At 72.2% G+C, this 23,332-nt stretch carries 24 protein-coding genes; 9 read left to right on the forward strand and 15 right to left on the reverse strand.

Annotated elements, in window-relative coordinates; translation table 11 throughout:
- Positions 1-6: 6 nt before the first annotated feature.
- The 3 genes from mqnP to ABZZ17_RS05705 are packed head-to-tail and all read right to left on the reverse strand — an operon-like array spanning position 7 to position 2,872.
- The gene (mqnP, locus tag ABZZ17_RS05695) at positions 7-936 is read right to left on the reverse strand and encodes a menaquinone biosynthesis prenyltransferase MqnP (RefSeq protein WP_356872340.1); all 930 of its coding nucleotides are present in this window, start codon (positions 934-936) and stop codon (positions 7-9) included.
- Positions 933-1,418 carry a hypothetical protein gene (locus tag ABZZ17_RS05700; RefSeq protein ID WP_356872342.1) on the reverse strand — a complete coding sequence of 162 codons (486 nt, stop codon included), beginning with the start codon at positions 1,416-1,418 and terminating at the stop codon, positions 933-935. The genes mqnP and ABZZ17_RS05700 overlap by 4 nt, the downstream gene beginning before the upstream one ends.
- Positions 1,415-2,872 carry a menaquinone biosynthesis decarboxylase gene (locus tag ABZZ17_RS05705; protein ID WP_356872344.1) on the reverse strand — a complete coding sequence of 486 codons (1,458 nt, stop codon included), beginning with the start codon at positions 2,870-2,872 and terminating at the stop codon, positions 1,415-1,417. The genes ABZZ17_RS05700 and ABZZ17_RS05705 overlap by 4 nt, the downstream gene beginning before the upstream one ends.
- Before the next feature lie 90 nt (positions 2,873-2,962).
- On the opposite strand from ABZZ17_RS05705, the gene ABZZ17_RS05710 reads away from it, so the two are divergent.
- Complete coding sequence (locus ABZZ17_RS05710; protein ID WP_356872346.1) at positions 2,963-3,397, forward strand: PLD nuclease N-terminal domain-containing protein; 435 nt, start codon at positions 2,963-2,965, stop codon at positions 3,395-3,397.
- Between the two features lie 209 nt (positions 3,398-3,606).
- Positions 3,607-4,146, forward strand: coding sequence for a hypothetical protein (locus ABZZ17_RS05715; protein ID WP_356872348.1), 540 nt, complete (start codon positions 3,607-3,609; stop codon positions 4,144-4,146).
- A gap of 89 nt (positions 4,147-4,235) precedes the next feature.
- Here ABZZ17_RS05715 and ccsB read toward each other — a convergent pair whose 3' ends face one another.
- From ccsB to hemL, 7 genes are all read right to left on the reverse strand, one after another.
- Positions 4,236-5,315: a c-type cytochrome biogenesis protein CcsB gene (ccsB, locus tag ABZZ17_RS05720; protein ID WP_356872350.1), complete on the reverse strand. Its 1,080-nt coding sequence runs from the start codon at positions 5,313-5,315 to the stop codon at positions 4,236-4,238.
- Complete coding sequence (locus tag ABZZ17_RS05725) at positions 5,312-7,018, reverse strand: cytochrome c biogenesis protein ResB (protein WP_356872352.1); 1,707 nt, start codon at positions 7,016-7,018, stop codon at positions 5,312-5,314. The genes ccsB and ABZZ17_RS05725 overlap by 4 nt, the downstream gene beginning before the upstream one ends.
- A gap of 13 nt (positions 7,019-7,031) precedes the next feature.
- Entirely contained in the window at positions 7,032-7,805 is a 774-nt protein-coding gene (locus ABZZ17_RS05730) for a cytochrome c biogenesis protein CcdA (RefSeq protein WP_356872354.1), read from the reverse strand.
- A gap of 4 nt (positions 7,806-7,809) precedes the next feature.
- Entirely contained in the window at positions 7,810-8,454 is a 645-nt protein-coding gene (locus ABZZ17_RS05735) for a TlpA disulfide reductase family protein (RefSeq protein ID WP_356872357.1), read from the reverse strand.
- A gap of 75 nt (positions 8,455-8,529) precedes the next feature.
- On the reverse strand, positions 8,530-9,756 hold the full coding sequence (locus tag ABZZ17_RS05740) for a hypothetical protein (RefSeq protein ID WP_356872462.1): 1,227 nt from the start codon (positions 9,754-9,756) through the stop codon (positions 8,530-8,532).
- Between the two features lie 343 nt (positions 9,757-10,099).
- Positions 10,100-10,747 (reverse strand): histidine phosphatase family protein, encoded by a 648-nt coding sequence (locus ABZZ17_RS05745; protein WP_356872464.1) that lies wholly within the window; start codon positions 10,745-10,747, stop codon positions 10,100-10,102.
- 23 nt (positions 10,748-10,770) lie between these two features.
- Entirely contained in the window at positions 10,771-12,105 is a 1,335-nt protein-coding gene (hemL, locus tag ABZZ17_RS05750) for a glutamate-1-semialdehyde 2,1-aminomutase (RefSeq protein WP_356872359.1), read from the reverse strand.
- Positions 12,106-12,238: 133 nt separating this feature from the next.
- Between hemL and ABZZ17_RS05755 the strand changes: the two genes are divergently transcribed.
- Together ABZZ17_RS05755 and ABZZ17_RS05760 are read left to right on the forward strand one after the other, a co-directional pair.
- Positions 12,239-12,856 carry a hypothetical protein gene (locus tag ABZZ17_RS05755; RefSeq protein ID WP_356872361.1) on the forward strand — a complete coding sequence of 206 codons (618 nt, stop codon included), beginning with the start codon at positions 12,239-12,241 and terminating at the stop codon, positions 12,854-12,856.
- 536 nt (positions 12,857-13,392) lie between these two features.
- The gene (locus ABZZ17_RS05760; RefSeq protein ID WP_356872363.1) at positions 13,393-13,944 is read left to right on the forward strand and encodes a GNAT family N-acetyltransferase; all 552 of its coding nucleotides are present in this window, start codon (positions 13,393-13,395) and stop codon (positions 13,942-13,944) included.
- 63 nt (positions 13,945-14,007) lie between these two features.
- On the opposite strand, the gene ABZZ17_RS05765 is transcribed toward ABZZ17_RS05760, so the two are convergent.
- On the reverse strand, positions 14,008-14,907 hold the full coding sequence (locus tag ABZZ17_RS05765; protein ID WP_356872466.1) for an NADP-dependent oxidoreductase: 900 nt from the start codon (positions 14,905-14,907) through the stop codon (positions 14,008-14,010).
- Positions 14,908-15,098: 191 nt separating this feature from the next.
- Between ABZZ17_RS05765 and ABZZ17_RS05770 the strand changes: the two genes are divergently transcribed.
- The 3 genes from ABZZ17_RS05770 to ABZZ17_RS05780 are packed head-to-tail and all read left to right on the forward strand — an operon-like array spanning position 15,099 to position 18,051.
- Positions 15,099-15,515, forward strand: a complete 417-nt coding sequence (locus ABZZ17_RS05770; protein ID WP_356872365.1) for a helix-turn-helix domain-containing protein — start codon at positions 15,099-15,101, stop codon at positions 15,513-15,515.
- Between the two features lie 41 nt (positions 15,516-15,556).
- A complete protein-coding gene (locus ABZZ17_RS05775; RefSeq protein WP_356872367.1) occupies positions 15,557-16,291 on the forward strand; it encodes a Mut7-C RNAse domain-containing protein in 735 nt (244 codons plus the stop codon).
- 41 nt (positions 16,292-16,332) lie between these two features.
- Positions 16,333-18,051 (forward strand): FAD-dependent oxidoreductase, encoded by a 1,719-nt coding sequence (locus tag ABZZ17_RS05780; protein WP_356872369.1) that lies wholly within the window; start codon positions 16,333-16,335, stop codon positions 18,049-18,051.
- Positions 18,052-18,111: 60 nt separating this feature from the next.
- Here ABZZ17_RS05780 and ABZZ17_RS05785 read toward each other — a convergent pair whose 3' ends face one another.
- Entirely contained in the window at positions 18,112-18,552 is a 441-nt protein-coding gene (locus ABZZ17_RS05785) for a hypothetical protein (RefSeq protein ID WP_356872468.1), read from the reverse strand.
- 135 nt (positions 18,553-18,687) lie between these two features.
- Here ABZZ17_RS05785 and ABZZ17_RS05790 point away from each other — a divergent pair, with 135 nt between their 5' ends.
- Both ABZZ17_RS05790 and ABZZ17_RS05795 read left to right on the forward strand, forming a co-directional pair.
- Entirely contained in the window at positions 18,688-19,023 is a 336-nt protein-coding gene (locus ABZZ17_RS05790; protein ID WP_356872371.1) for a YnfA family protein, read from the forward strand.
- Positions 19,024-19,113: 90 nt separating this feature from the next.
- Positions 19,114-19,884: an SDR family oxidoreductase gene (locus tag ABZZ17_RS05795; RefSeq protein WP_356872373.1), complete on the forward strand. Its 771-nt coding sequence runs from the start codon at positions 19,114-19,116 to the stop codon at positions 19,882-19,884.
- A gap of 6 nt (positions 19,885-19,890) precedes the next feature.
- Here ABZZ17_RS05795 and ABZZ17_RS05800 read toward each other — a convergent pair whose 3' ends face one another.
- From ABZZ17_RS05800 to ABZZ17_RS05810, 3 genes are all read right to left on the reverse strand, one after another.
- A complete protein-coding gene (locus tag ABZZ17_RS05800; RefSeq protein ID WP_356872375.1) occupies positions 19,891-20,565 on the reverse strand; it encodes a polysaccharide deacetylase family protein in 675 nt (224 codons plus the stop codon).
- A gap of 41 nt (positions 20,566-20,606) precedes the next feature.
- The gene (locus ABZZ17_RS05805) at positions 20,607-21,278 is read right to left on the reverse strand and encodes a hypothetical protein (protein WP_356872377.1); all 672 of its coding nucleotides are present in this window, start codon (positions 21,276-21,278) and stop codon (positions 20,607-20,609) included.
- A 696-nt stretch (positions 21,279-21,974) separates the two neighbouring features.
- Complete coding sequence (locus ABZZ17_RS05810; RefSeq protein ID WP_356872379.1) at positions 21,975-23,168, reverse strand: RtcB family protein; 1,194 nt, start codon at positions 23,166-23,168, stop codon at positions 21,975-21,977.
- Between the last annotated feature and the right edge of the window lie 164 nt (positions 23,169-23,332).

Here is a 23,332-nt window from a genome sequence, read left to right on the forward strand (position 1 = left end):
GGCCTGTTACGGCGTCAGGCCCCGCACCGCGAGGTCGAGCAGCGCGCACACGAACAGGGCGATCCCGATGAAGCCGTTGACCGTGAAGAAGGCGCGGTTCAGGCGGGACAGGTCGTTCGGCTTGACGATGGTGTGCTCGTAGCAGAAGGCGACGGCCACGATCGCGAGGCCCGCCCAGAACAGCGGGCCCGCGTCCGTGGCGACGGCGTACCAGGCCAGCAGGGCCGTGGTGACGACGTGCGCGCCGCGCGCTCCCCACAGGGCGGCCGCGACGCCGTAGCGCGCGGGGACGGACTTGACGCCCTCCGCGCGGTCCGCGGCCACGTCCTGGCTGCCGAAGATCAGGTCGAAGCCGCCGATCCAGACGCCCACCGCGAGACCCAGGATCACCGCGTCCCACGACCACGTGCCGGTGACGGCCAGCCAGGCCCCGACCGGACCGATCGCCTGGGCGAGGCCCAGGATGGCGTGCGGGAAGTTCGTGAACCGCTTGCCGTACGGGTAGACCACCATCGGGATCACCGCGACCGGCGCCAGCATCAGGCACAGCGGGTTCAGCAGCGCCGCCGAGCCGAGGAAGACCGCCAGCGCGATCCCGGCCCCGGTCCAGGCGGAGCGCACCGACACCGCGCCGGTGACGAGCTCGCGCCCGGCGGTGCGCGGGTTCCGGGCGTCGATCTCCCGGTCGATGATCCGGTTGGCGGCCATCGCGAAGGTCCGCAGCCCGACCATGCAGACGGTGACGAGCAGCAGCGTGCCCCAGTGCACCGTCCCGTCGAGCCGGAACATCGCGGTGAACGCGGCGATGTAGGCGAAGGGCAGCGCGAAGACCGAGTGCTCGATCATCACGAGCCGCAGGAAGGCCTTGACCTTGCCGTTCGCCCGGGGCGCGGGCGCGGGCCCGGACCCGAGGACGCCCTCGGCAGCCGACGTCATCGCAGGGACCTCCGGAACTGTTCGAGTTCGGCGCGCAGGTCGGTGACCGACTGCGGGCCGATCTCCACCTCCAGCTGGGGCGTGCCCTCCGAGGGCGGCGGGACGACGGCCGCCAGGAAGGCGAAGCCCTCGCCGGCCGGGCGGCCCTCCAGGCGGAGCACGTCGTGGGCGGCCACGGTGAGGACCACCGTGAACTCCTTCTCGGTGTCCGCGGTGGCGTCGAGCAGGCTGGCGGCGAAGGCGTCCGCGTCGGCGGTGGACAGCTCGTCGAGGGCGATCTCGCGGCCCTCGCCGTCCGTCCGGTCGGCGATCAGCTGCCACAGGTCGGACGGCCCCGCGAACTCCTCGGGGGTCACTCCGGTGCGCTCGGCCGCTTCCCGGACGCCCGGCTGCGCCGGGTCGATCTCGGGGCGGACCAGCGCGACGCAGGGGGTGTCGCTGCCGATGAAGAGGGCGGGTCCGCCCACGGCGATGTCGCTCACAGGCCGTACTCCTTCCAGCGGCGGTCCACGAGGGCCGCCGTCGCGGGGTCGGACTCCACCATGTCGGGCCAGCCGCCGTCGCGCGTGTAACCCTCCTCCGGAAGTTTCTTCGTGGCGTCGATGCCCGCCTTGCCGCCCCAGAACTGCTGGTAGGAAGCGTGGTCCAGATGGTCGACCGGACCCTCGACCACCGTCAGGTCACGGGAGTAGTCGGTGTTGCCCAGCGCTCGCCAGGACACCTCGTGCAGGTCGTGGACGTCGCAGTCCTTGTCCACCACGATGATCAGCTTGGTCAGCGACATCATGTGGGCGCCCCAGATGGCGTGCATGACCTTCTGCGCGTGCTTCGGGTACTTCTTGTCGATCGAGACGATCGCGCAGTTGTGGAAGCCGCCCGACTCCGGCAGGTGGTAGTCCACGATGTCCGGCACGATGATCTTCAGCAGGGGCAGGAAGAACCGCTCCGTGGCCCGGCCCAGCGGACCGTCCTCGGTGGGCGGCCGGCCCACGACGATCGACTGGATCAGCGGACGCTTGCGCATCGTCACGCAGTCGATCTTCAGCGCGGGGAAGGGCTCCTGCGGGGTGTAGAAGCCGGTGTGGTCGCCGAACGGCCCCTCGGGGAGCATCTCCCCGGGCTCCAGCCAGCCCTCGATGACGACCTCGGCGTTGGCCGGGACCTGGAGCGGGACCGTCTTGCAGTCGACCATCTCGATCCGCTTGCCCGCGACGAACCCGGCGAACAGGTACTCGTCGATGTCTCCGGGCAGCGGTGCGGTGGAGGCGTAGGTCACGGCCGGCGGGCAGCCGAAGGCGATCGCGACGGGCAGCCGCTCGCCCTTCGCCGCGGCGACGGCGTAGTGGTTGCGGCTGTCCTTGTGGATCTGCCAGTGCATGCCGATGGTGCGCTTGTCGTGGCGCTGGAGGCGGTAGAGACCGAGGTTGCGCACGCCCGTCTCGGGGTGCTTGGTGTGCGTCAGGCCGAGGTTGAAGAAGTCCCCGCCGTCCTTGGGCCAGGTGAACAGCGCCGGGAGCTGGTCGAGGTCGACGTCGTCGCCGGTGAGGACGACCTCCTGGACGGGCGCGGAGTCGCCCTTCACCTTCTTCGGCGGGACGTGCACCATCGAGCCGAGCTTGCCGAAGGCCTCGCGGACGCCGATGAAGCCCTGCGGCAGTTCGGGCTTGAGGAGGCCGCCGATCTTCTCGCTGATCTCGGCGTACGACTTCAGGCCGAGGGCCTTCAGCAGGCGCCGGTCGGTTCCGAAGACGTTCATGGCGAGCGGCATCGCCGAGCCCTTGACGTTCTCGAACAAGAGGGCCGGGCCGCCCGCCTTGTTCACTCGGTCGACGATCTCCCCGACCTCCAGGTACGGGTCGACTTCGGCCTTGATGCGCTTGAGGTCGCCCTCTCGCTCCAGAGCCCGGAGCAGCGAGCGGAGATCGTCGTAAGCCATGGGGCCCAGTATCCGTCACCCTCTACCCTGGAAGCGTCACCGGGGCCCGACGCGGGCCCGCCGTCACTGCCCGGGAGTCGGTCCCACACCGTGCTGCGCTATCTGCCGTTCCTGCTGATCCTCGCGCTGACCATCTACGCCTTCATCGACTGCCTGAACACGCCCGAGGAAGAGGTCAAGGTCCTCCCCAAGGGGGTCTGGGTGATCATCATCCTGCTCTTCTCGATCGTCGGCCCGGTGGTGTGGCTCTTCGCGGGCAAGAAGCGGGCCGCGGTGGGCGGCGGGGGCGGGGGCTTCGGCGGCGGCCGGTCGCGCCGGACCCAGTGGGTGGCCCCCGACGACAACCCGGAGTTCCTCAAGTCCCTGCGCGACGAGCAGGACGAGAAGGACCAGAAGGACGCGCGGGACGCGAAGGAAGCCCGGGACGCCAAGGAAGCCGCGGAGAAGGACGCCCCGGAGAAGGACGTCTCGGACACGGACGCCCCGGACACGGACAAGGGCAAGGGCAAGGACGACCAGGCCTAGGACCGTCAGGCCCGGGTCGCGTCCCGCGCGCACCGCGCGGGGAACTCTCCCGCGCCGTCCGCGCGTTGAACGGAGACGGACCGCCTCCCCCGCTGCGCCCGGCCTGTTGACCGGCCCGGTGACCTGCCCGGCGACCACCCCGCCCAGCGGCCCCCACATGTGACGCAAAGTTGATTGAACGCGTTCAAGTCGGCTGACAGAATGGCCCCATGCCACTGCCACGGGCCTCTCAGCACGGCGGGCCGCGGATCGTCGACACGGTCCTGCGCAATCTCCTCGCGTACGGCGTGCTCGTCGCCGCCCTGCTCACCATGACCGGCTGGAACACGCAGCACTCCGCCCCCGGCCCCGTCCCCGCCGTCTACGACGCCGACCTCTCCGAGATCGTCGGCACCTGGCGCTGCGTCGAGGGCACCGCGGTCGTCTTCCGCGCCGACGGCAGCGCCTCCGTCACCCTCCTCGACGGCCAGGAACGCGACTACGCGGCGGGCTGGCGGCTTTCCGGCCCCGCCTCCTGGAAGCTCACCAGCGACGACCAGCCGGCCGGCCGCAACCTCGGCCAGCACCTGCGCCTGGACCTGCCCGCCGCCACCGGCACCGCCACCCGCAGCGGCACCACGACCAGGGCCCCGGGCCGCTACTCGTGGACCTTCGAACTGCGCCGCGACGAACGCCGGACCCTGGAGCTGTACTTCTTCCTCGGCCCCGCGCAGGGGCACGGCGCGTACGTCCTGGAGAAGGACGCGTAGCACCGCACGTACGCCGAGAGGCCCCGCCGCCCGCCCGACGTGGTCGGGGCGGGCGGCGGGGCCTCTCGGCGTCCTGCGTCCTGCGGCGGTCAGACGCCCGCGTACGAGTGCTTGCCGCTGAGCAGGATGTTCACGCCGTAGTAGTTCCAGATCCAGCAGGCGAACGCGAAGAGCGCGAGGTAGGCGGCCTTGCGGCCCTTCCAGCCCGCCGTGGCCCGTGCGTGCAGGTAGCAGGCGTACGCCACCCAGGTCACGAAGGACCAGACCTCCTTGGGGTCCCAGCCCCAGTAGCGGCCCCAGGCGTCGCCCGCCCAGATCGCGCCCGCGACGATGGTGAACGTCCACAGCGGGAAGACCGCCGCGTTGATCCGGTACGAGAACTTGTCGAGGGAGGCCGCCGAGGGCAGCCGCTCCATCACCGAGGTGCGCAGCCGGCCGGGCGTGCGGCCGGCCTCCAGGTGGCTCTCGTAGCTGTCGCGGAAGAGGTAGAGCACCGCGCCGGCCCCGCCGATGTAGAAGACGGCGCCGCAGAAGATGGCGGTGGAGACGTGGATCCACAGCCAGTACGAGTCCAGGGCCGGCACCAGCTGGTCGCTGTCGGTGTACAGCCACTTGGTGGCGATGCCGAGGTCCAGCAGGACGGTGGTGACCAGGATCAGGCCGAGCCAGCGCACGTTCTTCTTCAGCAGGAGCAGCACCAGGTACGCGCCGACGGCCACCGTGGAGAAGGTGATCGAGAACTCGTACATGTTGCCCCAGGGGGCCCGCCGCACCGACATGGCCCGGGCGACGACGCCGGCGGCCTCGATGAGGAAGCCGAGCACCGTCAGGGACACCGCGACGCGCCCGTACAGGTCGCCCTGCTCGTCGCCGCCCGCGGCGCCGGGGCCGTCCGGTACGTCGCGCGAGCCGGAGGCGGCGCGGGTGACGACCTTCGGCCTGTCGAGGACGGCGGTGCCCCCCTTGCCGCGCACCTGCACGGCGGGCGCCCCGGCGTCCTTCGCGGCGGTCAGCGCGGCGGCCGTACGGGCCACCTTGCTGCGGCTGCCGAAGGTCCACTCGGCGATGTGCGCGAGGAAGGCGAGCGTGTAGACCGCCATCGACGAATAGATCAGGTAGTTGCTGATCTGAGCCAGGCTCTCACTGAATGCGACTGCGAGCGGCGTCATCCGCGCTCCCCTTCAACAGATTCCTTGACAGGTGGTTCGGGCGCCGTGGGCGCCTGCTCGTGGAGCGCGGCGGAGAGCACCGCCAGTTCCTCCGGGAGCCGGGCGGACTCGCTGCGGCCGAGGCCCGCCATCTCGACGACGGTCACGCCGTCCTCGCCACGGACCGCCCGGACCCAGATCCGGCGGCGCTGGATGAACAGGGACGCGGCGAGGCCGCCGATGGCGACGACCGCGCCCGCGAGGGCGAGCCCGTTGGCGGGCTGCTGGGTGACCGAGAAGGTCGCCCAGCGCTCGATGCCCTCGAACTTCACGGTGCCGGCCCCGTCGGGCAGGGTCATGGTCTCGCCGGGGAGCAGCTTCTGCTTGAAGAGCTCGCCCTTCTCGTCCTTGAACATCTGCATCTTGGTCGTGTTGAGCTGGTACACGTTCTGCGGCAGGCCCGAGTCCACGCCGAGGCTGCCGTGGTAGGCGTTGAGCGCCAGGACCGGGAAGTTCAGCGCCGGGAACTGCGAGAACATCGTCCCCTGGCCCTCGCCCGCGTAGGTGGGCACGAACCAGGCGTTGAAGCCGAGCTGTTCCTTCTTGCCGGACTTGTCCTTGTACCCGTCGGTGACCTTGACGGCCCCGGAGGACGTGAGGTTGGAGTCCTGCGGCAGCATCGGCACGGCGTCCTTGAAGATCACCTTGCCGGTGGGGTCGGTCACCGAGATGACCGGCGCGTAGCCGTGGCCGAGCAGGAAGACCTTGGAGCCGTCGATCTCCAGCGGCTCGTTGACCTCGATCTCGGTCTTCCGCGGCGTTCCGTGGGCGCCCTCGCTGACGGTGACGTACGCCTTGAAGTCGCGCGGGGTGCCCTTCTGCGGGCCGCTCTCCTCGTAGGTCGCGTCGAACTTGTCGAGCGTGAAGGAGAACGGCGGCAGGCTGTCGGACGAGAAGAGGCTGCCGGACTTGAAGTCGTCGTACTGGGTGAGCGTGTTCGAGAAGCCCTTGCCGCGCAGGACGAGCTTGCCGCCCTCGGACTTGAAGAGCTGCCCCGCGGCGAAGGCCACCAGCATCACGATCAGAGCGATGTGGAAGGCCAGGTTCCCGGCCTCGCGCAGGTAGCCCTTCTCCGCGGCGACGGCTCCCGCGCCCGTCTCCGTACGGAAGCGCCGTCCGCCCAGGAGGGTCTTCGCCGAGGCGAGCACCTCCTCGGGGGACTTCTCCGTCCGCCACGTCGCGTAGACCGGCAGCCGGTCCAGGCGCCGGGGCGCGCCCGGCGGGCGGCCCGTGAGCTGGCCGACGAACTGCCAGGTGCGGGGCACGATGCAGCCGATGAGGGAGACGAACAGCAGGATGTAGATCGCGGAGAACCACACCGAGCTGTAGACGTCGAACAGCTGGAGCTTCTCGGCGACCGGAACCCAGAACTCGTGGGTCCGCTTCCACTCCTCGACCTTCATCGCGTCGACCTGCGTCTGCGGGACGAGCGAGCCGGGGATGGAGCCGAGGGACAGCAGGAACAGCAGGATCAGCGCCACCCGCATGGAGGTGAGCTGCCGCCAGAACCAGCGGGCCCAGCCGATCACGCCGATGCCCACGGGCGCCGACGGGCCGTCCTCCAGGGGGGCCGTGGAGAGCTGCGCTCCGGCCGCCGCGTCGGTGGCGTCCGCGGACGCGGACTCGTGCGGCGCCCCGGTGGGCGCCTTGTCGGTCGTACTCATGTCCGTGTAGTCCTCAGATCCCCGCGGTGAAGCCGTCGGTCCAGCTCTGCATCTCCGTGACGATGCTGCTCCACATTCCTGTGACGAGCAGGATCCCGGTGAGGACCAGCATGCCGCCGCCGATGCGCATCACCCACGCGTAGTGCTTCTTCACCCAGCCGAAGGCGCCGAGGGCCTTGCGGAAGGCGACCGCGGCGAGGATGAACGGTACGCCGAGTCCGAGGCAGAAGACGGTGGTCAGCAGGGCGCCCCGGCCGGCGCTCGCCTGGTCGAAGGCCAGCGTGTTGACGGCGGCGAAGGTCGGGCCCATGCACGGGGTCCAGCCGACGCCGAACAGGACGCCCAGCACGGGCGCGCCGACCAGCCCGGCGGCCGGCTTCTTGTGGAAGCGGAGCTCGCGCATCGTCAGGCCGGGGATGAGCCCCATGAAGAACAGTCCGAGGACGATGACCAGGGCGCCGAGCACCCGGGTGATCACGTCCTGGTAGTCGTGGAGGGTCTCCCCGAAGTACCCGAAGAGCGCCCCGGTCGAGACGAACACGGCCGTGAAGCCGAGGACGAAGAGGGTGGCCCCGGTGACCATCCGGCCGCGCCGGGCCTCCGCGAGGTCGATCCCGCCGACGCCGGTGACGTAGGAGAGGTAGCCCGGGACCAGCGGCAGCACGCAGGGCGAGAAGAACGAGACCAGACCGCCGAGGAGGGCGATCGGCAGGGCGACCAGCAGGCCGCCGTTCAGGACCGTGGTGTTGACGCCGGTGGACTCGGCGGCCAGGAGGTACTCGACCACGAGGTCACTTCTCCGCGAGGAGCGGGTCGATCATCGAGCGGAGCTGCTCCTCGTTGAGGGCGACGAGGGCGCGCGAGGCGATCCGGCCCTCCTTGTCGAGGACGATCGTGGAGGGGATGGCCTGCGGGTTCAGCGTGCCCTTGGGGAAGCGGAGCATCAGCTTGCCGTCCGGGTCGTAGAGGCTCGGGTAGGTGATCCCGTAGGTCTCTTCGAAGGAGGCGGCGTTCTGCTTGCTGTTGTCGCGGGTGTTCAGTCCGACGAAGGCGACGTCCTTGCCGCCGTCGGCCATCTCCTTCGAGACCTTCGCGAAGTACGGGGCCTCCGCGCGGCACGGCGGACACCAGGAGCCCCACACGTTGAGGACGACGACCTTGCCCTTGAGCGTGGTCGTGTCGAGGGTCTGACCGGCCACGGTCTCCCCGTCGAGCTTGGGGGCCTCGGTGCGGTCGGCCTTGGCGACGGTGGAGATGCCGCTGGGGCCCGTGACGTAGTTGCCGCCGGCGGAGCCCGCGGACTTGCCGCCGCCGTTGCCGTCGCCGCACGCCGAGAGGGTCAGGGCGCTCGCGAGGGTCACCGCGGTCAGCAGGACGGCACGGCCGCTGGTCGAGCGGCGGCTACTTCGACGGACACGGGCGCGGCTAAGGCTCATGTGAAAAGTTTCGCATGAGCGATTTGCGGATCTTCCGCACCCCCCGACGGGATGTTAAGGCGCTGGTCAGGTACGTCAGCTGCGGGCGAGGTACGTTCCCCAGCCGCCGGCCGGGGCCCGGCCCGGGCCCAGGGCGTGCAGTTTGGCCAGCACGTTCGGGTCCTGGACGTCCAGCCAGTCGACGAACTGCCGGAAGGATATGAGGCGTACGTCCTTTTTGTCCGCCATGCCCTTGAGGGCCTCCTCGACGGCATCCATGTAGATGCCGCCGTTCCACTCCTCGAAGTGGTTGCCGATGAAGAGGGGTGCCCGGTTGGTCTCGTAGGCCCGCCGGAAGCCGCCGAGGTAGGTGGCGGTGGCCTGGGTGCGCCAGGCCGGGTAGTTGGCGGGGACGCCCCGGGTGCTGCTCCCGGACTGGTTGGCGAGGATGTTGTAGTCCATCGACAGCACCTCGAAGGAGCGCCCGGGGAAGGGCAGCGACTGCAGGGGCAGGTCCCAGAGGCCCTCCTTCTTCACCGGCCACGTCTGGAGGCCGCCCGGGGAGCTCGCGTCGTAGCGCCAGCCGAGCGCGCGGGCGGTGGGCAGCAGGGTCTCGCGGCCCAGGAGGCAGGGGGTGCGGCCGCCCGTCAGTTCCTTGCGGTAGTCGAAGGGGAGCGGGTCGAGGTCGGTGAAGCCGGTGTTCGTGCGCCAGCTGGTGACGAACGACACGGCCTGGTCGATCTCCTCGCGCCAGTCGTCCGCGGTCCACTTCGCGACGGAGCCCGGACCGCCGCAGAAGTGGCCGTTGAAGTGGGTGCCGATCTCGTGGCCGTCGAGCCAGGCCTCGCGGACCAGCCCGAGGGTGGTGCGGATGTTCTCGTCCTTCAGGTAGCCGATGTCGGAGGCGCCGACGGGGTTGTTGGGCGGCCGGTAGAGCTGCTTCTTGGACTCGGGCAGGAGGTAGAGGCCGGAGAGGAAGAAGGTCATGGCCGCGCCGTGGTCGCGGGCGAGCTTGAGGAAGCGCGGGAAGAGGCCGTTGCCGACCTCGCCGGCGCCGTCCCAGCTGAAGACCACGAACTGCGGCGGGGTCTCGCCGGGCTGGAGGGGTACGGGCGGGGCCGGCTGACGGGGCTGGGGGCCGGTGGTGGCGGTGGAGCCGTCACCGATCGGCTCGGCCGACGGCTTCGCGGGGCCGCCGGCGCCCTCCGCTCCCTGGCCGCCCGGGCCTGGTCCGCCGCCTCCGAACCCGCAGCCCGCGACACCCGTCGCGGCGGCAGCGCCAAGTCCGAGTCCGAGTACTCCCCTTCGACTGAATCCGCGCACGTCGCTCATGAACTGTCATATAAACGGACAATCCATGGCTGTCGACACCCCGACGCGGCCCAGGTGCGCGGACTTGCCCGAACCGATGCCGAAGCATGGCGTCGATTTGACCTACGGGCCGCCGGACGCGGGAGAGCCGGGGCTGGAGGGCCGGGGGCTGCGAGCCGGGGCGGGAGGGACGGCGGCTGGGAGCCGGGGCTGGAGGGCCGGGGGGCTCGGAGCCGAGGCTGGAGGGCCGGGGGCTGGGAGCCGGGGGCGAATGCCGGATGCCGGGCCCCGGGTGGGGCCCGGCATCCGGGTCGGGCTGGGGGCGGCCGGGGTTCCGGTGGAACCCCGGCCGGGATCAGGCGCCGAAGGCCTTCGACTTGCCCTTCACCGGCTTCGCTCCGGCCAGCAGGTGCGCCGGGACCAGGTCCCGGGCCGGCTCGCTGTAACCCACCGACACCAGCCGCTCGCCCTGGTACGTGAACGACGTCAGCGAAGCCAGCGTGCACTGCCGGCGGCGCGGGTCGTGCCAGAGCCGCCGCTTCTCCGCGAAGCTGCGCACGATCCAGATCGGCAGCTGGTGGCTGACCGCCACCGCCTCGTGCCCGCGCGCGGCGTCCCGCGCGGCCTCGATCGCGCTCATCATCCGGACGACCTGCTCGACGTACGGCTCGCCCCAGGACGGCTTGAACGGGTTCGTCAGGTGCTTCCAGTTGCCCGGCTTGCGCAGGGCACCGTCGCCGACGCCGAAGGTCTTGCCCTCGAAGACGTTGCCCGCCTCCAGCAGCCGGCCGTCGGTGGCCAGGTCCAGGCCGTGCGTCTTCGCGATCGGCGTGGCCGTCTCCTGCGCCCGCTCCAGCGGGGAGGCCACCACGTACGTGATGTCCCGGTCCTGGAGGTGCTCGGCGACCCGGTCGGCCATCTGCCGGCCGAGCTCGGAGAGGTGGTAACCGGCGCGGCGGCCGTAAAGCACGCCGTCCGGGTTGTGCACCTCGCCGTGCCGCATCAGGTGGACCACGGTGATGTCGCTCACGCGCTCGCCTCCGGGCTCGCCTCGGCGGCCGCACGGGCCGCGGCGGGCAGGGCGGCGGCGATGCGCTCGACCGCCCGCTCGTCGTGCGCCGTCGACACGAACCAGGACTCGAACGCCGAGGGCGGCAGGTAGACGCCCTGCGACAGCATCGAGTGGAAGAACCCGTTGAAGCGGAAGCTCTCCTGCTTCTTCGCGTCGTCGTAGTTGCGGACCTCGTTCTCCGTAAAGAACACGGAGAACATGTTGGAGGCCGTCTGCACCCGGTGCGCGACGCCCTCCTTGGTCAGCGCCTCCGTCACCAGGCCCTGGATCTCCTTCGAGACCGCGTCGACCTTCTCGTACGCCGCCGCGTCCAGCAGGCGCAGCTGCGCGAGGCCGGCCGCGGTGGCGATCGGGTTACCGGAGAGCGTGCCCGCCTGGTAGACCGGGCCGGCCGGGGCCAGGTGGCCCATCACGTCGGCGCGGCCGCCGAAGGCCGCCGCCGGGAAGCCGCCGCCCATGACCTTGCCGAAGGTCATCAGGTCGGGCCTGACCCCGTCGACGCCGTACCAGCCGGCGCGGGAGGTGCGGAATCCCGTCATCACCTCGTCGGAGATGTACAGGGCGCCGTTCTCGCGGCAGAGGTCGGCCAGACCCTGGTTGAAGCCCTCGCCCGGGGTCACGACGCCCATGTTGCCGGGAGCGGCCTCGGTGATCACGCAGGCGATCTCGCCGGGGTGCGCGGCGAACGCCGCCCGCACGGAGTCGAGGTCGTTGTAGGGCAGCACGATCGTGTCCCCGGCCTGCGCGCCCGTCACGCCCGGAGTGTCCGGGAGCGCGAACGTCGCCAGCCCGGAACCGGCGGCGGCCAGCAGAGCGTCGACGTGTCCGTGGTAGCAGCCGGCGAACTTGACGACCTTGGCGCGACCGGTGAAGCCACGGGCCAGCCGGATCGCCGACATGGTCGCCTCGGTGCCGGACGACACCAGGCGGACCTGCTCGACGGGCTCGATGCGGGCGACGATCTCCTCGCCGAGGGCGACCTCGCCCTCACCGGGCGTCCCGAAGGACGTGCCGCGGGCGACCGCGGCCTGGACGGCCTCGATCACCTCGGGGTGGGAGTGGCCGAGAATCATCGGCCCCCACGAGCAGACGAGGTCGACGTACTCCCGCCCGTCGGCATCGGTCAGGTAGGGACCGGTACCGGACACCATGAACCGGGGCGTACCGCCCACGGCACGGAAGGCGCGGACGGGAGAGTTCACGCCGCCGGGGGTCACGAGGGACGCGCGCTCGAAGAGCGTCTGCGAAACTGGGGCTTCATACGGGTACGGGTAGCTCACACCAGCCATGGTCTCAGAGGCCGCGACAGACTTGCGGACGGGCGTTTCACCGCGCCGCCGCGGGGGAGGTCACTGCCATGATGATCAGGCTGCGTGGCGGGGGCCGCGGGGCCGGGGCAGGCAATACCAGTCGGGTGGAGATATGCAACGCGGTGGTGGACCGGGCGAGGGTACGGACGGCCTGGACCCGCAGCGCGCCCGCGATGCCCGCCGCAGAGGCAAGCACCGCCGCCGCGGTGCGGAAGCCGCCGAGCCCGTACCGGGTCCCACCCGCGCGCCCGACGGCGCGGACGGTGCGGACGGCCTCGCCCGGGGCCGCGGCATGGGAGTGACCTACAAGTACTTCGGCGCCCCCGACGGCGCGACGGCCGCGCGGGTCCCGGTGACGATGCGGCCGGAGGAGCTGGGCGGCGACGAGCTCGGCATGGGCGGCATGTTCACCAAGATCAAGCCGGAGACGGTCGCCGCGATGGTCCTGACCGGCATCGAGGGCATACCCCTGCACAAGGTGCCGCCGCTGGAGCTGGTCGTCCTCCACCCCGACTACGCGGTGGTCAAGCTCCCCATGACGGTGGTCGACCCGCTGCGCGGCGTCGGCGAGGAGTCCGTCGGCGCGGCCGCCTTCATCTGGTCCACGGTCCCCGACCGCGGGGGTCCGCGCGACGCGTTCAACGTCTACCAGCTGCTGCACGAGTGGCAGGACTTCTCCCACCGCCTCCACGAAGCCGGCCACCAGCCGTACTGCCTCGTCTGGCCCTGACGCCCCCCGACGGGTCTGGCCCTGACGTTCCCGACGGGGCGGAGCCGCCCGTGGCCCCGGTCGCGGACACGGCCGCGGGGCGGCCGCCCGGTCCCGGCGCGATCCCGTTACCGGTCGCGGCTCCCCCGCACGATCCCGATACCGGTCGCGGCTCCCGCGCATGGTCCCGCCCGCGGGCGCGGTCCCTGGGGCGGTCCCCGGCGCGTTGCCCGGCCCTGGTCGCGGCCCCACAGCGCGGCCCCGCCCCGCCCCCGTTCCCGACCCGTTCCCGTGACCGTTCCCGTGCCCGGCCCCGCCTCCGACCCGTGCCCGTTCCCGCGCCTGACCCCGCCCCGTTCCCGTTCGCGTTCCCGTGCCCGCGCCCGTATCCGTTCCCGTTCCCGCGCCCGCGCCCGTTCTCGCGCCCGACCCCGCCCCGCCCCGTGACCACCCCCCGACCCCGAGCCCGCCCCCGCCCCGTGCCCGTGCCCGTGCCCGTGCGCGTGACCGGGGACGTTCCGCGGACTCCCGGCCCGTTCGGTGCGTAGCGTGGCCCCATGGATCCCATGGAGACAGGACCCGCGGAGACACGCGTACGGCTGGAGCCCTGGGCGGCCGGGGACTTCTGGCTGCTGGAGCGCGCGAACGAGCCCGTCATGACCGAGCACCTCGGAGGCCCCGAGACGCCGGAGAAGCTCGCCGACCGGCACCGCCGCTACCTGGAGCTCGGCGCCCGCGAGCCGGCCGCCGGGCGCATGTTCCGGGTGGTGCTGGAGGATTCGGGCGAAACCGTCGGCTCAATCGGCTTCTGGGAACGCACCTGGCGGGACGAGCCGGTGTACGAGACCGGCTGGGGCGTCCTTCCCGAGCACCAGGGCCGGGGACTGGCCGCCGCCGCCCTGGCGGAACTCGTCCGCCACGTCACCGCCCACGGCGACCGCCGCGCCCTGCACGCCTTCCCCGGCACCGACCATCCGGCGTCCAACGCGGTCTGCCGCCGGGGCGGGTTCACCAACCTGGGCCGGGTCGACTTCGAGTACCCGCCGGGCGTCCCCCACCCCAGCAACGACTGGCGCCTCGACCTGCCCGAGAAGACCGAGCCCTCCTGACACCCCGGGCGCCACTGTCACTTCTGGCACTCCTGGCTCTGTCGGGCCCGGCCGGCCCGGGGTTCAGGCCACCGTGAGGACCAGGCGGCCGCGCAGGCCGCCGGCGGCGAGGCGGGCATGGGCCCCGGCGGCGTCCGCGAGCGGCACGGTGTCCGCCACGCGGAGGGTCAGCTCGCCGGAGTCGACCAGCGACACCAGCCGGGCCAGGTGCGCACCGTCGGGCGCGACCTCCTGCTCCTCGACCCGGATCCCGCGCTCCGCCGCCGGCGCGGCGTGGGGGCGCAGGCCGACGTAGACCCCGCCGTCGCGGACGAAGGACAGCGCGGGCTCGCCCAGTACCGCCGCGTCCAGGACCCCGTCGACCGGCCCGGCGGGTGCCGTACCGCGCGGCACGAACCCGGCCGCGCCGAGCGACCGTACGAGACCTTCGTCCTCGGCGCCCGCCAGGGCCGTCACCTTCAGGCCGGCCCGGACGGCGAGCTGGACGGCGAGTCCGCCCACGACCCCCGCCGCACCGGTGACCAGGACCGAGGAGCCCGGGGCGAGCCCCAGCAGGTCGACCGCCCGCGCAGCGGTCAGCCCGCTCAGCGGGAGCGCCGCCGCGGCGGCCGCGTCCACTGACGCGGGGGCCACGGCCACCGCCGAGGCGTCCAGGACCGCGTACTCGGCGTGCGTTCCCAGCGGCTTCACCGGGCCGTACTGCAGCCCGACCACCCGCTGGCCGGCCTCCCAGCCGGACACCCCCGGGCCGACCTCGTCGATCTCGCCCGCCACGTCCCAGCCGAGCCCGAGCCGCTGCCCCTCGCCGCCGAAGACCCCGGAGCGGACCGCCCCGTCCACGGGGTTCACGCCGGCCGCGTGCACCCGTATCCGTATCTGTCCGGCCGCCGGAACCGGCACCGGCACCTCGGCGATCTCCACCCGCTCCGGTCCACCGAAGCCGTTCACCACCGCCGCCCTCATGCTCGAAGTCCCCGTGCTCGAAGCCCCCGTGCTCGAAGTCCGCGTGGCCGTCGTGCGCTCGCTCATGGTCTCTCCCCGTGTTGGTCCGCTGGTTTTCAGCCGTTCCGATGGGCACTAACTTATGGAGAGGTACTCTCCTTTCGTAAGTACGTACTCCGGAGTGCGTACCCGACCCGAAGGTGGGTTCCCCCATGGCCACCCGCACCGCCGCCGCCCTGCGCGAGGAAGCCCGCGCCGCCTACGACGCCTTCGTCAAGGAGTGCCCCACCGGCCAACTCCTGGCCCGCATCAGCGACAAGTGGGTCGGCCTCGTCCTCAGCGCCCTCGGCCAGTCCGAGACCGGCTCCCTGCGCTACAGCGACCTCGGCCGCAAGATCCCCGGCGTCAGCCAGAAGATGCTCACCCAGACCCTCCGCTCCCTCGAACGCGACGGCCTCGTCACCCGTACCGTCACCCCCACCGTCCCCGTGCGCGTCGACTACTCCCTCACCGAACTCGGCCGCAGCCTCGGCGGACTCCTCACCTCCGTGAAACTCTGGGCCGAAAGCCACTTCGACGAGGTCAACGCCCATCGAGAGGCCTACGACCAGGGCACCGCATCCGCTTAATCGGGCGGCGCGGCCCGGCTCGCCGATGGCATGCTGGGGCCGTGAACGGTCCCGGCATTCAGCTCACCCTCGCTCCCGAACTGCGCCTCTTCGCCCCGCCCAGCCGGCGTGCGGAACGCGTACCGACCGCCACCGACGGCGCCTCCAGCATCGGCCACGTCGTCGAGTCGGCGGGCGTCCCGCTGACCGAGGTCGGCCGCCTGCTCGTCGACGGCCACGAGGTGCCCGTCTCGTACGTGCCCCAAGCGGGCCAGTCCGTCGAGGTGTTCGGCGTGGACCGCCCCCAACGGATCCCCGGCGCCCCGCTGCGCTTCCTCCTCGACGTCCACCTCGGCACCCTCGCCCGCCGCCTTCGCCTGCTCGGCGTCGACGCCGCCTACGAGAACGAGGACATCGGCGACCCCGCCCTCGCCACCCGCTCCGCCGCCGAGCAGCGCGTCCTGCTCTCCCGCGACCGCGGACTGCTCCGCCGCCGCGAGATCTTCGCCGGCGCCTACGTCTACAGCGACAACCCCGACGAGCAACTGCGCGACGTCCTGGGCCGCTTCCGTCCGGAGCTCACGCCCTGGACCCGCTGCACCGCCTGCAACGGCCCGCTCCGCGAGGCCGACAAGGACAGCGTGGGCGACCGTCTGGAGCACGGCACGCAGCGCTCGTACGACGTCTTCGCCCAGTGCACCGCCTGCGAGCGCGTCTACTGGCGCGGCGCCCACCACGCCCGCCTTGAAGGGATCGTCGGCGACGCCGTGGCGGAATTCGGCGGCGGCGCCGCCTGACACGGTCCGGTGCGGGCGCCCGGCTGGCAGACTCCCCGGGCATGACCGCCGCCGAGAACACCACGGGCGCCGCCGGCGCCACGGGCCCCGCGAGCCGCCCGGAGACCGGTACAGCCGTCGCCAGTACAGCCGTCGCCGATTCGGCCGTCGCCAGTACAGCCGTCGCCGATGCGGCCGTCGTCGACGTGGCCGTCGTCGGCGCCGGACCCACCGGGCTCCTGATCGCCGGCGACCTCGCCGCCGCCGGTCTCTCCGTCGCCCTCGTCGAAAAACGCCCCCGCACGGCCGCCAACCTCACCCGCGCCTTCGCCGTCCACGCCCGCACCCTCGAACTCCTCGACGCGCGCGGCCTCGCCGACGAACTCGTCTCCACCGGCCGCCGCATCGACCGCCTGAACCCCTTCGGTGGCATGGCCCTCTCCCTTCAACGGCTGCGCAGCCGCTACCCGTTCGTCCTGATCACTCCTCAATATGAGACAGAGAAACTGCTGGAGCGCCGCGCGCTGTCCACAGGAGTGGACATCCAGTACGACAGTCAGGTCACAGGCCTCCACCAGGACCACGACACCGCCACCCTCACCCTCACCGGCCCGGCGGGCGGCACCCGCCGCATCCACGCCCGCCACGTCGTCGGCGCCGATGGCGTCCGCTCCACCGTCCGCGAAGCCCTCGGCCTGCCCTTCCCCGGCAAGGCCGTCGTCCGCTCCATGGTCCTGGCCGACGTACGCCTCACCGATCCGCCCGAGGACCTCCTCGCCTTCAACGGCACCGCCGACGCCTTCGGCTTCCTCGTCCCCTTCCACGACGGCTGGTACCGCGCCATCGGCTGGCGCCGCCCCGGCCGGGCCTCCGCCGGCGCCGCCGAACCCGCAGACCTCGACGCATCCGCAGACCTCGACGAAGCCGCCGACCTGGACGAACCCGTAGGCCTCGACGAACCCGTAGGCCTCGACGAGGTCCGCGCCCTCATCACCGACGCCCTCGGCACCGACCACGGCATCCACGAGGCCCGCTGGACGTCCCGCTTCCGCAGCGACGAACGCCAGGTGCCCCGCTACCGCGTCGGCCGCGTCTTCCTCGCCGGCGACGCCGCCCACGTCCACTCCCCCGCCGGCGGCCTCGGCATGAACACCGGCCTCCAGGACGCCGCCAACCTCTCCTGGAAACTCGCCGCCGTCCTCCACGGCCAGGCCCCCGACCCCGAGACCCTCCTCGACAGCTACCACCGCGAACGCCACCCCGTCGGCCGCGCCGCGCTGCGCACCAGCGGCGCCATCGTCCGCGCCGTCATGGTGCCCGGCGCCGCCGCCCGCGCCGCCCGCGACCTCGCCGCGACGTTCCTCGCCCGCGTCGGCCCCGCCCAGGACCACGCCCTCGGCCTGATCTCCGGGATCGGACTCGCCTACCCGGCACCGCCCGGCACCCGCCGCCCCTCCCCCGCCGGCCGGCGCGCCCCCGACGTCGCCCTGGCCCCCGACCCCCACCGCCCGGACCCCGCCCACCGGGCAACGCGCCTGTACGAGGCCCTGCGCGGCGGCGGCTTCGTCCTCGTCACCCCGCCCGGCGCGGCCACCCCGCCCGGAACCCCCCTCACGCACCGCCACTGGGCCGCGCGGCGACGTACGGCCTGTGTCCTCGTACGCCCCGACGGCTACGTCGCCTGGAGCGCCCCCCGGGCCACCGACGCCGAACTCGCGCACGCGGTGGCCGCCTGGCTGCTCCCCGGCAAGCCCCAGCCCGGACCGGAAGGGCCGGGGTGAACGGGCCGGGGTGAACGGGCCGGGGCAACCGGAGGACCCGCCCCGGAAGGGGGCGCCGCCTCAGAAGGCGTAGTCGTCGCCCGTGTCCAGCGCGAGCACCACGTGGTCGTTGTTGGTGCTGTTGCGGTCGGTCGCCCCGCCGTTCCACCACGTGTCGATCCGCACCACCACCTCCGACGGCCGCTCGCGCAGGTTCAGCAGCAGTCCGATGTGCCGGCCCCTGCCGTGCTCCGGGAGCGCGCCCGTCTCGCACACCACCTCGCGCAGACCCGCCCGCGCACAGCCCCCGGCCAGGTCCTGCCGGTCGGCGAGGTCCACCGACAGGCGGATGCGCAGGGTCGCGTTCGGCAGCGCCGAGGGCCCCTCGTTCTCCGGGACCGTCCACACCCTCAGCTGGCCCGGGGTCAGGGCGACCCGTCCGTGGTAGGCCACGTCGGCCTCCGGTCCCACCAGGGCCTCGGCCTGCCCGGCCCCGCCCAGCACCAGCAATCCCGCCAACACCACACTCCGTACGGCACCACGGCGCACCGCCACCACCTCCTCGCGCGGACGCTAGCCAGTCCGCACGCCCCCCGGTCGGACCATCACACGAACGAGGGCGAGCCCTCCCCCATTCGCCTGCGTAGGCTTCGATCCATGCCGATCGCCCGCTCCGCGCTCCTCTTCGCCCTCGCCGCCGTCCTGGAGATCGGCGGCGCCTGGCTCGTCTGGCAAGGCGTACGGGAGCACAAGGGCTGGGCCTGGATCGGCGCCGGAGTCATCGCCCTCGGCCTCTACGGATTCGTCGCCACCCTCCAGCCCCAGGGCGACTTCGCGCGCGTCCTCGCCGCGTACGGCGGGGTCTTCGTCGCCGGCTCCCTGGCCTGGGGCGCGGTCGCCGACGGCTACCGCCCCGACCGCTGGGACGTCACCGGCGCCCTCGTCTGCCTCGCGGGCATGGCCGTCATCATGTACGCGCCACGCGGCCACTGAGCTCGCGCCCACCGCGCGAAAGGCGACCGGTCACCGCCCCCGCCTATGCTGACGGAAATCGCCCGTACGAACGAACGAGGAGCCCCGCCCATGAGCACGGCCACCCGCACCGCCGTAGTCACCGGCGCGAGCAGCGGAATCGGCGCGGCCACCGCCCGGCAGCTCGCCGCAGCCGGCTACCACGTCGTCCTGACCGCCCGCCGCAAGGACCGCATCGAGGCCCTCGCCGCCGAGCTCACCGCCGCGGGCCACGAGGCCACCGCCCACGCCCTCGACGTCACCGACCGGCCCGCCGTCGACGCCTTCGCGGCCTCCCTGGAGCGCTTCCCCTCCGTCGACGTCCTCGTGAACAACGCCGGCGGCGCGCTCGGCGCCGAGCCCGTCGCCACCGGCGACCCCGCCGACTGGCGCACGATGTACGAGGTCAACGTCATCGGCACGCTGCACGTGACCCAGGCCCTGCTCCCGGCCCTCACCGCCTCCGGCGACGGCACCGTCGTCGTGCTCTCCTCGACCGCCGGGCACTCCACCTACGAGGGCGGCGCGGGCTACGTCGCCGCCAAGAACGGTGCCCGCGTCCTCGCCGAAACCCTCCGCCTGGAGATCGTCGGCCAGCCGGTCCGCGTCATCGAGATCGCCCCCGGCATGGTCAAGACCGAGGAGTTCGCCACCACCCGCTTCCGCGGGGACACCGAGAAGGCCGCCAAGGTCTACGCGGGCGTGGCGGAGCCCCTGTCCGCCGACGACGTGGCCGACACCATCACCTGGGCGGTGACCCGTCCCAGCCACGTCAACATCGACCTGCTGGTGGTCCGGCCCCGCGCCCAGGCCTCGAACACGAAGGTCCACCGCGAGCTCTAGTGCCGCTCAGACCAGCCCGGCCGACTTCAGGTGCGGCATGAGGGCCGCCGGCTTCAGCCCGGCGGCCTTCGCCGCGTCCAGGGCCCGCTGGAGGTCGCCCGCCAGCGTCGGCGTGAAGTGCAGCAGCACGATGTCGCCCGCCTTCAGTTGCGGCGTCGGCGGGGTCTGGTTCCAGGTCGTGAAGTCGTGCGTCCACGTGACCAGCGCCTTCACCCCGCACGCCTTCGCCGCGAGCCGCACGTCGTCGTTGACGGCACCGTACGGGGGCCGCAGCAGCTTCGGCGTCTTCCCGAAGACCGCCTCCAGCTGCTCCCCGGCCCCGCACACCTCGGCGTCCTTGCCGGCGGCGTCGAGGGTGGTCAGGTCGGGGTGGTTCACCGTGTGGTTCTCCACCGTCACCCGCCCCTGCCCGGTCAGCCCGGTGAAGTAGCCGGTGTCGTACGAGGTCGCCCCCGGCAGCAGGAACAGCGCGGCCGGGACCCGCTTCTCCAGCAGGATCCGGGCGGCCTCCGGATCGTGGTTCCAGCCGTCGTCGACGGTGATGAAGACGACCTTCTCCTGGGTCGGTACGTGCGAGACGACGGGCGGCAGCCCCACTCCGGCGGCCTGGGCCTGACCTGCGGCCCCGAGGGCGAGCGACAACGACGCGAGCGCGGCGACGACCACGCGGGATCTCCACATGCCGCACACCTTGGTCTAGACCAACTCCCGCCGTCAAGCCCCTACTTGGCGACCCCGTCCGCCGACAGCGGGAACGGCCGCAGGCAGCTGCACCCCACCACGTCGGCCGGCCCCCGTTCCGGCACCTCGACGCTCGCCGTCACGCTCCACCGCACCGTCGTGCGCCGCCACGACTTCCCCTCCCCGCCCAGCAGCGCCTCCGCCTCCCGGTAGCGGAGGCCGGAGCCGTACCGGAACGCCATCGAACGGGGCGCCGTCAGCCGGTCGGTCCGCGTGAACGTGCAGGTGACGAGGGACTTGCCGTCCGCCAGCCGCACCACCGGCAACTCCAGCCCCCCGGCCACCTCCAGCTCCTGGCGCCACGTGACCTCCCGCATCTCCGCGTCCCCGGCGTTGTAGGCCCCCACCACCTCGGTGGTCAGCTCACCCGGCACGAAGTCCGCGCTCTCCGCCTCCCCGTCCGGGGCGGTGAAGGTCAGGTACTTCGCGTACCGCCCGCACACCTCCCGGTCCGCCCCGGCCGCCGGCGACAGCACCGCCTCGCCCCCCGCACCCCGCGCGAACCCCGCCACCTCCCGGTCCCGCACGTCGAATCCGTACCGCGCGTACGCGGTGTCGTCGAACACCCCCGGCCTGCGGGGCGCGTCGTACACCCAGGACAGCGCGACCGCCTTCCACTCGGCGCCCGGCGCCGCCTGGACGAAGTAGTGCACGGCGCGCGCCCGCGGGTTGTCGATGGGCGAGTCGCCCCGGCTCAGCGAGACGAACGACCGCGGGTACGCCGGCTGGTCCTTCTGCGCCGGGATCAGGAACTCCGCCCCCCCGGAACAACTCCGCCGCCCACTCCGTCGTCCGCTCCGCCTTCCGCTTCTGCCGCACCTCGACCCGCGCGAGGCTCTCCGCCAGCAGCGGCCCGGCCTCCACCTGGGCGAAGCCCCCGCCGTCCAGCCCCTCGATCGCCGCCTTCCGCACCGTGACGTACCGGTCGAAGACCTGCCGCGCCTGCTCCGCGCCGATGACCTTCGCCACGACGGGCACGGCGGCCGGCGCCTTCCCGCCCCCGCCGCCGGGCGCGCACCCCCCGGCCCCGACCAGGCAGCCCACGACCACCCCGGCCACCCGAACCCGCCACCGACCAGCCACGCCCCACTCCCCCACACCCGCCCGGCCCACCAGATCAGCGCATGAAAACACGCCCCCGGCCACACCCGGACGACGCCCCGATCACGATCGAGCCACCCCGCCACGGCATGTGCCCGTACGAGCGTCTCCCTGGAACTCCCGATGGGCCTCCTCCTGGGCCTCCTCGGCGGCGACGGCCGAGACGCGCGGAGGGGCCCGGACCGCAACCGGTCCGGGCCCCTCCGCTCCCCCGCCGACCACACGGCGGCAGCCGCCCCGCGGCGGCCTCAGCCCTTGATGCAGATGACCTGCTTCAGCTTCGCCACGACCTGGACGAGGTCGGTCTGCTGCTCGATGACCTGGTCGATCGACTTGTACGCGGCCGGGATCTCGTCCACGACGCCGGAGTCCTTGCGGCACTCCACGCCCTGCGTCTGCTCCGCGAGGTCGCGCGCCGAGAACCGCTTCTTCGCCGCCGTACGGCTCATCTTGCGGCCCGCTCCGTGCGAGGCCGAGTTGAAGGACTTCTCGTTTCCGAGGCCCTTCACGATGTACGAGCCCGTACCCATCGAGCCCGGGATGATCCCGTACTCGCCGCTGCCCGCGCGGATGGCGCCCTTGCGCGTGACGAGCAGGTCCATGCCGTCGTACCGCTCCTCCGCCACGTAGTTGTGGTGGCAGCTGATCTCGTGGTCGAAGGAGACCTTCGCCTTCCGGAACTCCTTCCGGATGACCTCCTTGAACAGGCTCATCATCGCCGCGCGGTTGTACTTCGCGTACTCCTGCGCCCAGAAGAGATCCTGCCGGTAGGCGTCCATCTCCGGCGTGGCGGCCAGGAAGACCGCGAGGTCGCGGTCCACGAGCCCCTGGTTGTGTTCGAGCCCCCGGGCCACGCCGATGTGATGCGCCGCGAGCTCGTTGCCGATGTTCCGGGAGCCGGAGTGCAGCATCAGCCAGACCGAACCCGACTCATCCAGGCAGAACTCGACAAAATGGTTTCCTCCGCCGAGCGTTCCGATCTGCTTCACGGCGCGCTCCTGACGGAATTTGACCGCGTCGGTGAGGTAGTCGAACCGCTGCCACAGGTCCTCGTACCCCGTGACCGAGAAGCCGTACAGCCGCGCGGGGTCCACCGCCTCCTTGTGCAGCGCCGCGCCCACCGGAATCACCTGCTCGATCCGCGACCGGAGCTTCGACAGGTCGCCCGGGAGGTCGTTCGCCGTCAGGGAGGTCTTGACCGCCGACATGCCGCAGCCGATGTCGACGCCGACCGCCGCCGGGCAGACCGCGTCCTTCATGGCGATCACCGAGCCGACCGTGGCGCCCTTGCCGTAGTGGACGTCCGGCATCACGGCCAGGCCCTTGATCCAGGGGAGGCCGGCGGTGTTGTGGAGCTGGCGCATGGCGCTGTCCTCGACCGATGCCGGATCCGTCCACATCCGGATCGGGACTTTCCCGCCCGAAACCTCTACATACGACATAAGACGTCAATCCCCCGAAGACCACAGAAAAGTAGGAAAACGCAAAAAGCCTCGCTCATCGCCCCAAAGCAGTCAGGGAACCGGCGCCGGCACCAGCGTGTGCGATAGACATTGTGTCCATCCGCGTCCAAGTCGCGGCAACGCATTTTCCCCAGGGAGCCAGG

Origin of the sequence: Streptomyces sp. NPDC006512, from assembly GCF_040611935.1 — a bacterium.
Lineage (GTDB): Bacteria > Actinomycetota > Actinomycetes > Streptomycetales > Streptomycetaceae > Streptomyces.

Coding starts and splice junctions, on each gene's coding strand:
- ABZZ17_RS05770 (WP_356872365.1), top strand. CDS start 15,099: ATGGCCACCCGCACCGCCGCCGCCCTGCGCGAGGAAGCCCGCGCCGCC.
- ABZZ17_RS05790 (WP_356872371.1), top strand. CDS start 18,688: ATGCCGATCGCCCGCTCCGCGCTCCTCTTCGCCCTCGCCGCCGTCCTG.
- mqnP (WP_356872340.1), bottom strand. CDS start 936: ATGACGTCGGCTGCCGAGGGCGTCCTCGGGTCCGGGCCCGCGCCCGCG.
- ABZZ17_RS05810 (WP_356872379.1), bottom strand. CDS start 23,168: ATGTCGTATGTAGAGGTTTCGGGCGGGAAAGTCCCGATCCGGATGTGG.
- ABZZ17_RS05705 (WP_356872344.1), bottom strand. CDS start 2,872: ATGGCTTACGACGATCTCCGCTCGCTGCTCCGGGCTCTGGAGCGAGAG.
- ccsB (WP_356872350.1), bottom strand. CDS start 5,315: ATGACGCCGCTCGCAGTCGCATTCAGTGAGAGCCTGGCTCAGATCAGC.
- ABZZ17_RS05745 (WP_356872464.1), bottom strand. CDS start 10,747: ATGCGGCACGGCGAGGTGCACAACCCGGACGGCGTGCTTTACGGCCGC.
- ABZZ17_RS05735 (WP_356872357.1), bottom strand. CDS start 8,454: ATGAGCCTTAGCCGCGCCCGTGTCCGTCGAAGTAGCCGCCGCTCGACC.
- ABZZ17_RS05795 (WP_356872373.1), top strand. CDS start 19,114: ATGAGCACGGCCACCCGCACCGCCGTAGTCACCGGCGCGAGCAGCGGA.
- ABZZ17_RS05760 (WP_356872363.1), top strand. CDS start 13,393: ATGGATCCCATGGAGACAGGACCCGCGGAGACACGCGTACGGCTGGAG.
- ABZZ17_RS05755 (WP_356872361.1), top strand. CDS start 12,239: ATGCAACGCGGTGGTGGACCGGGCGAGGGTACGGACGGCCTGGACCCG.
- ABZZ17_RS05725 (WP_356872352.1), bottom strand. CDS start 7,018: ATGAGTACGACCGACAAGGCGCCCACCGGGGCGCCGCACGAGTCCGCG.
- ABZZ17_RS05715 (WP_356872348.1), top strand. CDS start 3,607: ATGCCACTGCCACGGGCCTCTCAGCACGGCGGGCCGCGGATCGTCGAC.
- ABZZ17_RS05780 (WP_356872369.1), top strand. CDS start 16,333: ATGACCGCCGCCGAGAACACCACGGGCGCCGCCGGCGCCACGGGCCCC.
- ABZZ17_RS05800 (WP_356872375.1), bottom strand. CDS start 20,565: ATGTGGAGATCCCGCGTGGTCGTCGCCGCGCTCGCGTCGTTGTCGCTC.
- ABZZ17_RS05765 (WP_356872466.1), bottom strand. CDS start 14,907: ATGAGGGCGGCGGTGGTGAACGGCTTCGGTGGACCGGAGCGGGTGGAG.
- hemL (WP_356872359.1), bottom strand. CDS start 12,105: ATGGCTGGTGTGAGCTACCCGTACCCGTATGAAGCCCCAGTTTCGCAG.